The following is a 15,006-nucleotide window of genomic DNA, read 5'->3' on the forward strand; positions in this document are numbered from 1 at the left end:
ATTTTTATTTTGAACTGACTATACTTCAGAAAAAGCCGTGACCAATTCTAAAACAGACGTTCCTTTACCTGTTCCTAGATTAATGGGTAAAAAACCTATTGAACTGTATTTATCTCGACCTACTTGTTTCTGTAGGTAGTTAAGTGCTGCTACATGACCTTGGGCAAGATCAGTCACATGAATAAAATCGCGTACCCCTGTACCATCGACGGTAGGATAGTCATTACCAAAAATACTGAGTTTTTCAAGCTTGCCAACGGCGACTTGCGAAATATAAGGCATTAAATTATTAGGAATATCATTTGGATCTTCGCCAATTTGCCCAGATGGATGCGCGCCGACGGGATTGAAGTACCTAAGTGGAATAAGATTCCAGCCATCATTGGTTGCTGCTAAATCCTCTAGAATATGTTCGACCATCAGTTTGCTCTGACCATAAGGATTGGTGCAAGAACGCTTTGATTCCTCATTGATAGGCAAGGATTCAGGATCTCCATAGACGGTCGCGGAAGATGAAAAAACCAAATTCTTAACATCGGCTTCTTTCATAACTTCCAATAAAGCAATGGTGCCACTGACATTATTATTGTAATACAGCAATGGTTTGGCCACCGATTCTCCAACGGCTTTTAGACCCGCAAAATGAATCACCCCAAAGAACTGATGCTCGGCAAAGACCTGTTTAAGTAGATCAGTATCACGGATATCGCCTTCAACAAACTCGATAGGTTGCTCAATGAGCTTAGAGACACGCCCAATGGCCTCACGGCTACTATTAGACAAATTGTCGTAGACAACAATATCATAGCCTGCTTCGTGTAAAGCTATACAAGTGTGTGAGCCGATATATCCAGCGCCACCGGTTACCAATATCTTGTTTTTCATAATTGCTACATTTTAATCAAAGGAAAGTTATTTTTAGAATAAAAAAAGACACCCCATTGTAGGAGTGCCTTTGTTTTTTTTCAACGATGTTTTGGTATTAGACTATCTATTAATACCTAAATTACCAACCGGTAACTTCTTTTAACTTATCGCCAATTTTTGATGGATCGCGGGTATAAGCAATACCAGCGTCTTCAAAGGCTTTAAATTTCTCTTCAGCAGTACCCTGACCACCAGAGATGATAGCGCCAGCATGGCCCATACGTTTACCAGCAGGTGCGGTAACACCAGCGATATAACCAACCACTGGCTTAGTCACGTGCTCTTTGATATAAGCCGCTGCTTCTTCTTCAGCCGTACCACCAATCTCACCGATTAACACGATAGCTTCGGTTTGTGGATCGTCTTGGAACAGTTTTAGTGCGTCGATTTGGTTCATACCCGGGATAGGGTCGCCACCAATACCGATACAAGTAGACTGACCAAAGCCAAGCTTAGTCGTTTGAGCAACCGCTTCATAAGTCAACGTACCAGAGCGTGAGATGATACCCACTTTACCTGGCAGATGGATATGGCCTGGCATGATACCAATTTTGCACTGACCTGGGGTGATAACGCCTGGGCAGTTTGGACCAACCATACGTACATCACCTGCTTCTTCGATATAACGCTTGGCTTTTAGCATATCGATAGTCGGTACGCCTTCAGTAATCACTACGATCAATTTTACGCCAGCATCGACTGCTTCAACGATAGAATCTAGTACAAATGGCGCTGGTACGTAGATAACAGATGCGTCAGCTTGGGTCGCTTCCATGGCTTCCGCCATGGTGTTAAAGACTGGTAAACCTAGGTGCGTTTGACCGCCTTTACCTGGGGTTACGCCGCCAACCACTTTAGTACCGTATTCGATTGCTTGTTCAGAGTGGAATGTACCATTCTTACCAGTAAAACCTTGTACCAAGACTTTGGTATCTTTATCAATTAATACACTCATTATTTTTTCCTTATTCGGTTGTCTTGCAATAGCAGTTTTCTCGCCCATTTAGCGTTAAATGTTAACGATAAATGCTTTTGCTAAAAACCGCCATCACGCTTTGACTATAATGCTTAAGCGTTTGGTTCAGCGCGTTATAAATAAACGGCGCTTTGACTCACAACTTATATTAAAGACTTATGCTTTAACCGCATCGACAATTTTTTGTGCTGCGTCTGCTAGGCCTTGAGCTGAAGTCAGTTTCAGACCAGACTCTTCTAGAATCTGTAAGCCCAATTCAGCGTTGTTACCTTCTAGACGTACAACAACAGGCACTTTAACGTCGACTTCTTTAACTGCAGCGATAATCGCTTCTGCAATCATGTCACAACGTACGATACCGCCGAAGATGTTGATGAGAACGCCTTCAACACTGCTGTCTTCTAGAATGATTTTGAACGCTTCAACAACGCGATCTTTGGTTGCACCGCCGCCAACGTCCAAGAAGTTAGCAGGTTTGCCGCCGTACAATTTGATGATGTCCATGGTCGCCATCGCAAGACCTGCACCGTTCACCATACAACCGATATTGCCTTCTAGAGCAACATAATTTAGGTCAAACTCAGCCGCTTTTAGCTCACGCTCGTTTTCTTGCGTTTTGTCTTGTAGCGCAGCAATTTTAGGCAAACGATATAGGGCGTTTGAGTCAATACCAATTTTGCCATCAACACAAACGATTTCGCCATTTTCACGAACCGCTAATGGGTTGATTTCTAATAATGCAAAATCATTGTCAACGAATGCTTGATAAGCGCCGCTCATCAATTTTACGAACTGGTTGATTTGCTTGCCTTCAAGACCTAGTTTGAATGCCACTTCACGTGCTTGATAAGGCATTAGACCGACCAATGGATCAACGCTTACTTTAAAGATTTTTTCTGGGGTTTCGCTTGCGACTTCTTCGATATCAACGCCGCCTTCGGTTGATGCCATGAAAGTTACGCGACGCGTAGAACGGTCAACAACCGCACCAAGATATAGCTCAGTTTGTACTGGGTACATATCTTCTGCAACTAAGACAAAGTTGACTGGCTGGCCATCAGCGTCAGTCTGGAAGGTGACCAGATTGGTACCGATAAGCTCTTCTGCAACTTGCTTCGCTTCTTCGCGAGTTTTAACTAGCTTCACACCGCCCGCTTTACCACGGCCACCAGCATGAACCTGCGCTTTAATAACTGCAATATCAGTAGGCGTTTTATCAAAAGCAGCAGCAGCTTCGTCGCCGTTATGGGCGATGATGCCTTCTTGAATAGGCAAACCGTAGCTTTTCAATAGCTCTTTTGCTTGATACTCATGTAAATTCATTGATTGTATCCTTTATTTTTTACAATTAATAAAAAGTGACAACAAGTGCGAGGCAGAATAACGCTGCCGCACTTATGATGATGACGACCGTTATCTTAATAGTGATAGCGGTCGCACCATCCAGTTAAACTTGATATTTACTTAAATGCTTTTCATTTTAAGCAATTTAATCTCAAAAACTACTTACGTTTTTTACGCTGAATGGCATGAATTGCACGGCCATCTGCTGATAAAGCGGCTTCATGAACGGCTTCAGAGATGGTTGGATGCGCAAATGTCATCAGTTGCAAATCTTCGATGCTAGACACAAATTCCATCGCAATCATACCTTGATGGACAATATCGCCCGCACCAGCAGAAATGGCATGCATACCTAACAAACGATCTGTTTTGGCATCAGCAACAACTTTGATAGAGCCTTGTGCTTCACTCTGGGCAAGCGCACGGCCGTTCGCTGCGAGGTTAAATGAACCGGTTTTCACTTCATAACCCGCTTCTGTCGCTTCTTGCTCGGTCAAACCAACCCATGCGATTTCTGGATGGGTATAAATGACATTGATAATCGTGTCATAGTTGACTTGCGCTTTTTCGCCATGAATGCGCTCAACCGCCATCATGCCTTCTTCCATGGCTTTATGCGCAAGCATAGGGCCACGAACCAAGTCACCGATTGCATAAACGCCGTCAAGGTTAGTTTTACATTGGTCATCGACATCGATTAGACCGCGCTCAGTCAACGTGATACCGCTGTCTTCGCCAAGCAATTTTTCAGAATAGGCACGGCGACCGACACAAACGATTAGCTTATCAAAGCTTTCATCCGAGGCTTCGCCTTTTGCTTCGCTGGTCACAACAACTTGATCGCCTTTCACTTCAGCATTGGTCACTTTGGTGTCGACGCGAATATCAAGACCTTGCTTTTTCAGCATTTTACCCGCTTCTTTAGCAATGTCTTTGTCAGCCGCTGCTAGGAAGCTTGGTAGCGCTTCATAGACCACCACTTCCGCGCCTAAGCGGCGCCATACTGAACCTAGCTCAAGACCGATAACACCAGCACCAATGACGCCTAAACGCTTTGGTACTTCGGTAAAATCAAGCGCGCCAGTAGAATCAACAATACGGTCGCCATCAGTTTTTGCCACAGGAATATCAATAGGAACAGAACCTGCTGCAAGAATGACGTTTTTAGCAGTAATAATGGTTTCACTTTCGTCTTCTAGGGCGGTAAATTTAACTTTTTTATCCGCACCTTTACCATCTTCTAATGTGCCCCAGCCTTGTAGCCAGTCAACGCCATTGCCTTTTAGCAATGCCGCCACGCCGCCAGTCAATTGCTTAACAATGCCTTCTTTACGGGCAATCATTTGCTCGATATCGATAGCAACGTCGCCGGTGCTGATACCATGTTCAGCAAGATCATGTTTGGTTGCTTCATAACGGTGTGATGAATCAAGCAAGGCTTTTGATGGGATACAACCGACGTTTAAGCAAGTACCGCCAAGAGCGGGCTCACCTTTATAAACGCGTTTTTCGATACAAGCCACGCTCATACCCAATTGGCCTGCACGAATAGCGGCTTCGTAACCACCAGGACCGCCGCCGATGACGACTAAATCATAATTGTCTTTCATAGTACGTTCCTATTTTTAATTTGGTTCTAATTTATTTCTAGATTTTTTCTAGTTTTATTAGGATTAAACGATTGGTTAAGCGGTTGATTGATCAATGACTCTTTCATTCTGTCGTTAATACACGACAAAACAATGTCGCCGTTATTTATCAATAAACCACAATCATCCAGTCCAAAGTGAAAAAGCTTGTATCAGTGGTTACCGATACAAGCTTAAAAGCTTACAGGTCTAGGAGTAACATGGTTGGATCTTCGACCAACTCTTTGATAGTGACTAAGAACTGTACCGCTTCTTTACCGTCAATCATACGGTGATCATAAGATAACGCTAGGTACATCATTGGTAGAATTTCAACTTTACCGTCGACTGCCATCGGACGCTCATTGATCGCATGCATACCCAAGATAGCGGTTTGCGGTGGATTCAAGATAGGCGTTGACATGAGTGAACCAAATACGCCACCGTTTGAAATAGTGAACGTACCGCCAGTCATTTCATCAAGACCAAGTTTACCTTGTTGTGCTTTACCGCCGTACTCACGAATCTTAGCTTCGACCTCAGCCATGCTCATGCGGTCAGTATCACGTAGGACAGGAACCACCAAACCACGATCTGAAGATACGGCAACACCGATATCATAGTAGCCATGATAAACAATATCATCACCATCTAGTGAAGCGTTAACCGCTGGGAAGCGTTTCAATGCTTCGGTTGCTGCTTTAATGAACAATGACATAAAGCCTAGACGTACACCATGACGCTTTTCAAACTGCTCTTTATACTTAGCACGCATGTCCATCAACGGTTTCATGTTGACTTCGTTGAACGTGGTTAGCATTGCTGTCTCTTGTGAAGCAGCTAGCAGACGATTGGCAACTGTCTTACGTAGGCGCGTCATCGGTACGCGTTTTTCAGTACGCTCACCCGTTGACTCGGCGACTGGACGACCACTATCCGATTTGATAGAGCTGTCCGCTTTTAGCGTTGGGTTTGCCATGTCGGTTTTGGTGACACGACCACCGCGGCCACTGCCTTCAACGTTTTTAGGGTCAACACCAGATTCTTTTGCCGCTTTGCGTACTGCAGGGCTTTGATCTTTATGATCTGCTTCGTCTTTTTTATCTGTCGCTTGAACTGGCTCACCGCCATCAGTAGCTTGTTTTGGCTGTACAGGCGCTGCTGGCTGATCTGGGTCTACTGCAGGCTCATCTGCGCTGTCGCTACTACCACCAGCAGAATTGCCGCTAGCACCAGCTTCAAACTCGGCGATTAGCTCGTCTGATAAAACGGTATCATCCACTTGCTTAACGATTTTAGTGACCACACCATTATCAGGTGCAACCACTTCTAGTACCACTTTATCAGTCTCGATTTCAGCCAATAAGTCATCACGGCTAACTTCTTGACCTTCAGTGACATGCCATTCCACGAGGGTGCCATCGGCAACCGATTCTGGAAAAACGGGGGCTTTAATTTCAGCCATCGATATACTCCTTAGATATTGATATTACTCTTTATTATTAAGTCGTGATAGGCAGTCAATACCATTCTCAATCGTCTTACTTCAATGGTAATAGCGGTACGGACTGTCATCGCCTGATTCGTGTATCTTATATAATCTGTTGCTTAAACGAGCTACTATTTAGATAGCTCATCCACACTGATACCAAGGCCACCAGCGATTAGTGCTTGCTGCTGTTGAACATGTAGTTTTGGTGATCCTGTCGCTGGCGCCGCACTAGCAGGACGCGCAACCGGCTCCATCACTTTCGCTTTGGTTGGGTGTGGCACAACAATGCGGAACATATGCGGCGCTAAATAGTACCAAGCACCTTGGTTAAGTGGCTCTTCTTGCGTCCAAACAATCTCAGCCAAGTTACTATATTTTTCAATCTCAGCAATCAAACGCTCTTCTGGCAATGGGTATAGCTGCTCGATACGCACAATTGCTACATGATCTAAACCTAGCGCGCGACGTTGCTCTAGTAAGTCATAGTAAACTTTACCGCCACATAGCACCATGCGCGTTACGTTGTCGGTATTTTGCTGATCGATCTCAGGCAATACCGTTTCAAACTTGCCGTTCGCCAGCTCTTCAAGAGTTGAGGTTGCCAATTTATGGCGTAGCAAACTCTTCGGTGACATCACCACTAATGGTTTGCGAATCGGACGTACCGCTTGACGACGTAGTGCATGATAAATTTGAGCCGGCGTCGTTGGGGTAATCACCTGCATATTGTCTTCAGCACACAACTGCAAGAAACGCTCAAGACGCGCAGAAGAATGCTCAGGACCTTGACCTTCAAAACCGTGTGGTAACAACATCGTTAAGCCACAAACACGCTGCCACTTAGTCTCACCACTTGAGATAAACTGGTCAATCACTACCTGCGCGCCGTTCACGAAGTCGCCAAACTGGGCTTCCCAAACGATGAGCGCATTTGGCACAGTGGTTGCGTAACCATATTCAAAGGCTAGTACCGCTTCTTCTGATAACAATGAGTTATAAGTGGCAAAGCGTGCTTGGGTTTCACTAATATGCGCAAGCGGCACATACATGCTGCCATCATTGACGTTATAGATTTCACTGTGGCGATGCGAGAAGGTACCACGGCCCACATCTTCGCCAGTAATACGTACTAAGACATTGTCATGGTCAACTAATGACGCATAGGCAAGTGTTTCAGCAGCACCCCAGTTAAGTGGTTCTTCACCGGTTTGCATGGCTAAGCGCTGCTCAACCATTTTTTGTACTTGGCGCTGCAGTTTGTAACCTTCTGGCATTTCTGCCATACGGCGACCGTAACCTTTTAGTACTTCGATATCAACACTGGTATCCCAATCATCAACCAAATCATGACCTAAGTAAGGCTTCCAATCGACAAATAGCTCTTCGTTAGGCTCACTTACTAAAGAGTTGGCAACGTATTCACCGCGGTCTAACGACTCACGATATTCGTCTTCATACTTTTGAGCTTCACTCTCACTCAATACGCCTGCTTTAATCAGTTGCTGTGCGTAGATAGTGCGAGTGGTTGGTAATTTTTTAATCACCGCATACATGAGTGGCTGAGTTGCTGATGGTTCATCGGCTTCGTTATGACCGTTACGGCGATAGCAGAACAAGTCAATGATAATGTCTTTATCAAACTCATGACGATAATCTAATGCCAACTGTGCCGCGAAAACCACTGATTCAGGATCATCACCGTTTACGTGCAAAATAGGCGCATGTACCATTTTAGCAACGTCAGTACAATACTCAGTTGAACGCGCGTCTTCTTGACGGCTAGTTGTAAAACCAACTTGGTTATTGATAACAATATGTACCGTACCGCCAGTGGTGTAAGCGCGGGTTTGTGACATTTGGAAAGTTTCTTGTACCACGCCTTGCGCAGCAAAGGCAGCATCGCCATGAATGACAATTGGCAAGACTGAGTTACCGGTTTTATTATCTTGTAATGGCTGATCATTACGGCGAACTTGACGCGCGCGTACCGAACCTTGTAGTACAGGTGCCACAATCTCAAGGTGCGATGGGTTAAACGCCAATGCTAAATGCGCCTCACCACCTGGTGTCATCACGTTAGATGAAAAACCATTGTGATATTTAACGTCACCTGAGCCTTTTTCTGGCTGTACTTTACCATCAAACTCATCGAACAAATCGGCAGGGTTTTTACCCAAAATATTGACCAATAGGTTTAAACGGCCGCGGTGAGCCATACCAATAACCATCTCTTTAGTGCCATAACCACCAGCACGTTGGATGATTTCATTGATAGCAGGAATAAAGCTCTCACCACCTTCTAGGCCAAAACGCTTAACACCCGTATATTTACGAGCCAAGTATTTTTCTAGACCTTCGGCAGCGGTTAAACGCTCAAGAATAGATAAACGTTTTTCTTTATCAAACTCGATATAACCCAGATTGGTTTCTAGGTATTTTTCCATCCAACGCTTTTCGGTGCTGGTGGTCACGTGCATATATTCCGTACCGATATAACGGCAGTATACGCGCTCCATGATTTCGATGATTTCACGTAGCGTCGCTTCATCTTTACCAATATTTAAATCATTGGTTGGGAATACCGTATCAAGATCGGCTTCAGAAAGATTGTGATAAGCAAGGGTTAAATCTTCCACTTCTGCACGTGGATGCAAATCTAACGGATCAAGCTTGGCGCGGCGATGACCACGGCGGCGATAGGCTGAAATCAGCTGCTGCACACCCATTTGCTTCGGATCAGCACAGTTACTGGAATCACCAGCTGTTGAAGCTGATGTGTCAGCGCTTACTTTATTCGCCGTCTGATTGCGCGCAAGCAACAAGAATTGATCTTTAATTGCATTGTGCTTGGCATCATTTGGAGATTTATATTGTTCAAAATACGCTTGCCAATCGCTATCAACGCTACTAGGATCATCTAGATATTGCTCATAGAGCGCTTCGATATATTGGGCGTTGTCGGCAGCCAGTTCAGTGTGATCTAGGCTCGCTGTTTCTTTAGTTATACTATTCATAATAATCGTCTATTTGATAGATAAATGAATGGAATCGTGCTTATTATTGTGTTATTCGTTATAGGTTAGCGATATTGCTCGTCACTTTTTACCGTTAAAACGACGCTTACAACTATTTTTTACTTAAAAATATCTATAAGTTAAGCTTTTGGTTAATTTGAAATCCCGTCTAAGCTATCTCGTCATAAAAAAGATAATTGCAATACCACACCTACCATTAAATTATTTGTGAACGCTCGGTTTTCTTTAGCCGCTCGTTTGACAACATTAATTTATATATAATGCTTGCAGCTATAACCAAATTGTTAATAGTAAGGTTTTAATCAAAAAATCCTGTCTTCAGTTAGTCTTTTAATTGGCTATTTGCACTGAAGTGCCGTGCTATGGTAGAAATAAAGGCGATATTCCGCCAAACATACATTGCTGTATAGAGTAACATGCCCACCTATGGCGCCATAGTTTGTTTGTTCAATACTAGGTATTTACGAAATGAATATCAATTATCATTTTTTGCCACTTGTTAATTGTTATCCGAACCAATAACGGCGCTATCGCTAACCGTTATTCCAACATTAAAGTTACCCATATTTATAGTCTAATTTCTGCATTTTTATAAGGTTTGCGCAATGTAAATATTGAGGGCTGACTATTGCCTTTAGATAAATCTAAGCGAAACACAGGGTTATAGCCAATTATATAGACATGCGCGCGATATAGCATGCCCTCTTACATACAAGCAACGTATCGTTAATACAGCCTTACTTTCATCGACTGATTCACTACTACTTCTCAACGATGTCCTTTAAGATACCATCTTGGCTATTCTGGTTTTATAACTGATGGCTCCTGGTTAACAACCTCGAATAAAAAACACCACCTAATGAGAGGTGGTGTTTTTTTAACAGCGCTATTATAAAGCTAATTATCGATAAATGGTAGACTAACCTGCTTGATCGATCAGTAAATTGCGCAGATGACCGATGGCTTTGGTTGGATTTAAGCCTTTTGGACATACTGACACACAGTTCATGATACCGCGGCAACGGAATAAGCTGAACGGGTCTTCTAAACGTGATAGACGAGCACGGATGTCGGTATCGCGGCTGTCAGAAACAAAACGGTTGGCATTCAATAGTGCTGCTGGACCTAAGAACTTATCAGGATTCCACCAGAATGATGGGCAGCTGGTTGAACAGCACGCACATAAAATACACTCATACAAACCGTTCAACTTTTCACGCTGTTCAGGTGACTGCAAACGCTCTGTTGCTGGCGCTGGCTGGTCATTGATTAAGAACGGATGAACTTTTTCATATTGCTCGTAAAATTGGTTCATGTCGACGACCAAATCACGCACCACTGGCAAACCTGGTAGCGGACGAACCGTTACTTTTTCAGGCAAGGTGTTCATGTTAATCAGACAGGCTAGACCGTTTTTACCATTGATATTCATGCCATCTGAACCGCAAATGCCTTCACGGCACGAGCGACGGAAAGTAAGGGTTTCGTCTTCTTTCTTTAGGCGTAATAACACGTCAAGCAACATACGATCTGAGTCTAATAACTCAATCGTATAAGTTTGCATGCGTGGTGCTGCGTCCACATCAGGATCGTAGCGATAGATTTCGATGGTGCGAGTACCTCGGCTCATAATGCTAAACTCCACACATTGGCGATGCGGGCTCACAAGCGTACAGTCTAAAGACTGCTATTTATCAGCGCTAGTATGACTATTTCATAGCGCTGATAAAAGCTTGTCGCTGGCGCTCACCTTTTAATAAATGAATAAGGGATAAAACGTTAATTCTATGTATGCACAAAACTGCATACGCTAGAATTAATAAACGCGAACTTTTGGCTCGACGTAATCGACCGTTAATGGCACTTTACGCACAGGCTTATAGATAATGCGATTGCCTTCAGAATACCATAGGGTATGCTTCATCCAATCGTTATCGTTACGGCCGTTTGGTGCGTAATCATCATCTTCTGGGCGATCATAGTCAGACACACTGTGCGCGCCGCGGCTTTCATGACGGTTAGCGGCCGATATCATCGTTGCTTTTGCCACTTCATACAAGTTTGCTACTTCAAACGCTTCGATACGCGCGGTATTAAAGACTTGTGATTTATCAGCCAAATGGATTTGGTCAATTTTATCAGCAAGCGCTAGAATTTGCTTAACGCCTTCGTCCATCATCGCCTGCGTACGGAATACACTGGCATGCTTTTGCATAATAGCGCGAATCTCGTCCGCCACGTCTTGCGCATTGTAGCCTGAAGTTGATTGTTGCAATTTGTCCAAACGACGCACAGTGAAATCAAGCACGTGTGGATCAAGCGGCTTGTAGTTATGGTCAGCATGATGGAATTCATCAACGATATGCTTACCAGCAGCGCGACCAAAGACCAATAAATCAAGTAGCGAGTTGGTACCTAAACGGTTGGCACCGTGCACACTGACGCACGCACACTCACCGATGGCATAAAGACCTTTAACGACGTTGCCTTTAGCATATAGACCGTCTTCATCGGTACCCGCTTCTAGATCCGGTACAATCACTTGACCATGAATCGTGGTTGGAATACCGCCCATCATATAGTGAATGGTTGGGATAACTGGAATTGGCTCTTTAGTGATATCAACGTTAGCGAAGTTTTTACCAATCTCAAAGACTGATGGCAGACGCTTCATAATGGTGTCAACACCCAAATGGGTCATATCCATCACGATATGGTCAGCGTTTGGACCACAGCCGCGACCTTCTTTGATTTCTTGGTCCATTGAGCGTGATACCAAGTCACGTGGTGCCAAGTCTTTTACGGTGGGCGCATAACGCTCCATGAACGCTTCGCCATCTTTATTACGTAAGATAGCGCCTTCACCGCGGCAACCTTCGGTCAATAGTACGCCAGCACCATGAACGCCCGTTGGGTGGAACTGCCAGAATTCCATATCTTGTAGTGGAATGCCTGCACGAACCGCCATGCCAATACCGTCACCCGTATTGATGTAAGCGTTGGTAGAAGCCGCAAAGATACGACCAGCACCGCCTGTGGCTAGCACAGTAATCGGTGATTGGAATACCGCAACCGTACCGGTTTCTTGCTCAAGCGCGATAACGCCATTAATATTACCTGCGTCATCTTTGATCAAATCAAGCGCGATCCACTCGATAAAGAACTCAGTGCCTTGCTGTAGGTTTTTCTGATAAAGCGTATGCAATAGCGCGTGACCCGTACGGTCAGCAGCAGCACAAGCACGTTGTACAGCTTTTTCGCCATAGTTTGAGGTATGACCACCAAATGGACGCTGATAAATGGTGCCATCTTCATTACGGTCAAACGGCATACCCATGTGCTCAAGCTCATACACCACTTTTGGCGCTTCACGGCACATATATTCAATAGCGTCTTGGTCACCTAACCAATCTGACCCTTTAACGGTGTCATAAAAGTGAAAGTGCCAGTTGTCATTACTCATGTTACCCAAACTTGCGCCAATACCGCCCTGCGCCGCCACGGTGTGCGAACGGGTTGGGAATACTTTGGTCAAGACTGCAACCTTCATGCCCGCTTCGGCCAAATGCAATGAAGCACGCATACCTGAGCCGCCGCCACCAACGATGACCGCGTCATAGTTCAGGGTTTTAATATTACTAATGGTATTATCTTGTCTAGTTGCCATTACGGTTTTCCTAATGCCTGTTAATGCTTAGAAGTAAATAAAAAGGCTGATGTCTATGCGGGTTTCTATTTTATCATGCAGCAACGTTGGCTAATATTTGCGCTCACGTTACTGACAATAATCTCAACCAACAAAATCTGCTACAAACACCCTTTAACCACTTAAATTGCATATCTATCGTTATATTGGGCTTATCCATTTGTTTAACTATTGGCTTAACTGTCATGCAGCTGTTTGATAAGCATGCACTGATAGCAATGATAAGTTAAATGAATAAACACCCAACGCTATGATTGGCTCTGTCTATTTTGGCTACTAACGGATTTTTATTATCTAGACGCTTTCAAGCCTACAATTTTTTAAGTACGCACTGTTAAGTCAGTACTTTTAGATCACTAAAGCTATAAATGTGGTTAGATGAATCCGTTATTATGCATCGATATTTGGCTGGTAATACTACTAATACTAAGCTTATAAATAGCCGATGAATAAATATTTACAGGTATGATAAAAGGTTAAACAGCAACAACACCGAAGCCGTTACCCCAAAAAATCATAATGCCCCAAAATAGGAAGACTAAAATAGCGATAATCATCAATGTTTGTAAAAACAAACGCAGCTTGGACGCGCTTTCACCCATCTTGCCAGAAGTAATATAGTCGGTAAATACGGTCCACATACCCACCCACGCGTGACCAGCCAATGCCAAAATGGCCAATAAGCTGAATAGGCGCATCGGTAAACTGGTCATAAAATCAGACCACTCTACGAAGGTTACATTGCCATGGGTTAAGAAAAAGCCCAGCAACACCACACTGTAGACGGCTAGAATAACCGCACTGATACGCTGAACCATCCAATCACGGGTGCCTGAGCCTGTTAGACCGGTGGCGCTTTTGATTCCTGAATCATTTTTTATCATTAGAACATCACCCATACAAATGACGCGACAATTAAAATCGCTGCAATCACTAAGCTGACAACAGACACCATACGCGCCGATTGTAGCTCTTCATTTTGACCATTATCAGCAAATAAATGCTTCACGCCCATCACAAAGTGATAAGCAATGGCGGCGACGAAAATCCACGCTAAAAAGCGAATAAAGACATTGTCAAACACGGTTTCAAAACTCTCAGGCGACGCCAAAGAATTCTGTAATAACCACAGCATGACTGGGATAAGTAGAAATAAAATAATGCCAGAGATACGATGCAAGATTGAAGCAATTGCAATCGGTGAGCGGTTAACGCTAATCACTTGGCTTAAGGGCAGATTAATAGGTCGGTTGCTTTTCACAGCGGGCATCCTTTTTGCGGTTATACTCCTGTATCTGCTATCAACGCTTATGAAATACTATTTATCAATACTATTCCATAAGCGGCAAGCAACACATGAGATGAATAAAGTAAGGAAGGGCTAGCTGACGTCGTTTAATTTGCGCTAAATATGCAAGGTCGACAAGTCTTATTTATCTGACGTTCAGATAAACTCTATAGATAAAATCTATGCCTATAGCGACTGTTTATTTAATTGCTATTTGGGTAGTTTCCATTTATAAAGTGGTTATAGACTTCCCTATCGCTCGCTGAACTGATAACCCCTTTTTATGACAAGCCATTCACGCTCTTTATACCAATAAAGAGTTGCATGAAATTCATAACGTGGGATAAATCGATTAACTATTCTATTTTTACGACGTTGCATCAACAAAAAAGATAACGCCATAATGTCATCTGTAGATTATCATTTTTTATTAAGGCAAACTTCACTGTTGACTATTTAAGAATAGAACAGTTAACAAGAATATTCAAACGATAAGCCAGGTTTTGGTCTATAAACCGAACAGTCAATCATCACAAAGTATCAGTAAAGCGGGGCTTTACCAGCTACTTTATCAGAGCGACCTATTCATTTGCGCAAAGCTAGTGCCAGT

The 15,006-nt window shown here is 43.7% G+C and carries 9 protein-coding genes and 1 pseudogene; all 10 read right to left on the reverse strand.

Annotated features, from left to right (window positions below):
* Positions 1-30 precede the first annotated feature (30 nt).
* A pseudogene (gene galE / locus B2866_RS12490) lies at positions 31-885 on the reverse strand (UDP-glucose 4-epimerase GalE); the annotation flags it as partial.
* A 121-nt stretch (positions 886-1,006) separates the two neighbouring features.
* On the reverse strand, positions 1,007-1,882 hold the full coding sequence (gene sucD, locus B2866_RS12495) for a succinate--CoA ligase subunit alpha (RefSeq protein ID WP_068407825.1): 876 nt from the start codon (positions 1,880-1,882) through the stop codon (positions 1,007-1,009).
* A gap of 177 nt (positions 1,883-2,059) precedes the next feature.
* Positions 2,060-3,226 carry an ADP-forming succinate--CoA ligase subunit beta gene (gene sucC, locus B2866_RS12500; protein WP_296194828.1) on the reverse strand — a complete coding sequence of 389 codons (1,167 nt, stop codon included), beginning with the start codon at positions 3,224-3,226 and terminating at the stop codon, positions 2,060-2,062.
* 179 nt (positions 3,227-3,405) lie between these two features.
* Positions 3,406-4,857, reverse strand: coding sequence for a dihydrolipoyl dehydrogenase (gene lpdA, locus B2866_RS12505; RefSeq protein WP_296194830.1), 1,452 nt, complete (start codon positions 4,855-4,857; stop codon positions 3,406-3,408).
* A gap of 220 nt (positions 4,858-5,077) precedes the next feature.
* Positions 5,078-6,340 carry a 2-oxoglutarate dehydrogenase complex dihydrolipoyllysine-residue succinyltransferase gene (gene odhB / locus B2866_RS12510; RefSeq protein ID WP_296194833.1) on the reverse strand — a complete coding sequence of 421 codons (1,263 nt, stop codon included), beginning with the start codon at positions 6,338-6,340 and terminating at the stop codon, positions 5,078-5,080.
* A 155-nt stretch (positions 6,341-6,495) separates the two neighbouring features.
* Positions 6,496-9,381, reverse strand: a complete 2,886-nt coding sequence (locus B2866_RS12515) for a 2-oxoglutarate dehydrogenase E1 component (protein ID WP_296194836.1) — start codon at positions 9,379-9,381, stop codon at positions 6,496-6,498.
* A 940-nt stretch (positions 9,382-10,321) separates the two neighbouring features.
* Positions 10,322-11,032, reverse strand: coding sequence for a succinate dehydrogenase iron-sulfur subunit (locus tag B2866_RS12520; RefSeq protein WP_144296830.1), 711 nt, complete (start codon positions 11,030-11,032; stop codon positions 10,322-10,324).
* Positions 11,033-11,218: 186 nt separating this feature from the next.
* A complete protein-coding gene (gene sdhA / locus B2866_RS12525; protein ID WP_296194840.1) occupies positions 11,219-13,069 on the reverse strand; it encodes a succinate dehydrogenase flavoprotein subunit in 1,851 nt (616 codons plus the stop codon).
* Positions 13,070-13,584: 515 nt separating this feature from the next.
* On the reverse strand, positions 13,585-13,989 hold the full coding sequence (sdhD, locus tag B2866_RS12530) for a succinate dehydrogenase, hydrophobic membrane anchor protein (protein WP_296194879.1): 405 nt from the start codon (positions 13,987-13,989) through the stop codon (positions 13,585-13,587).
* Positions 13,990-13,991: 2 nt separating this feature from the next.
* A complete protein-coding gene (gene sdhC, locus B2866_RS12535) occupies positions 13,992-14,378 on the reverse strand; it encodes a succinate dehydrogenase, cytochrome b556 subunit (protein WP_296194842.1) in 387 nt (128 codons plus the stop codon).
* Positions 14,379-15,006 lie beyond the last annotated feature (628 nt).

The organism is Psychrobacter sp. UBA3483 (genome assembly GCF_002377905.1).
Taxonomy (GTDB): domain Bacteria; phylum Pseudomonadota; class Gammaproteobacteria; order Pseudomonadales; family Moraxellaceae; genus Psychrobacter.

Bases quoted from the DNA above. Each gene is read 5' to 3' on its own strand.
- sucD (WP_068407825.1), bottom strand. From the start codon at position 1,882: ATGAGTGTATTAATTGATAAAGATACCAAAGTCTTGGTACAAGGTTTT.
- sucC (WP_296194828.1), bottom strand. From the start codon at position 3,226: ATGAATTTACATGAGTATCAAGCAAAAGAGCTATTGAAAAGCTACGGT.
- lpdA (WP_296194830.1), bottom strand. From the start codon at position 4,857: ATGAAAGACAATTATGATTTAGTCGTCATCGGCGGCGGTCCTGGTGGT.
- odhB (WP_296194833.1), bottom strand. From the start codon at position 6,340: ATGGCTGAAATTAAAGCCCCCGTTTTTCCAGAATCGGTTGCCGATGGC.
- B2866_RS12515 (WP_296194836.1), bottom strand. From the start codon at position 9,381: ATGAATAGTATAACTAAAGAAACAGCGAGCCTAGATCACACTGAACTG.
- B2866_RS12520 (WP_144296830.1), bottom strand. From the start codon at position 11,032: ATGAGCCGAGGTACTCGCACCATCGAAATCTATCGCTACGATCCTGAT.
- sdhA (WP_296194840.1), bottom strand. From the start codon at position 13,069: ATGGCAACTAGACAAGATAATACCATTAGTAATATTAAAACCCTGAAC.
- sdhC (WP_296194842.1), bottom strand. From the start codon at position 14,378: ATGCCCGCTGTGAAAAGCAACCGACCTATTAATCTGCCCTTAAGCCAA.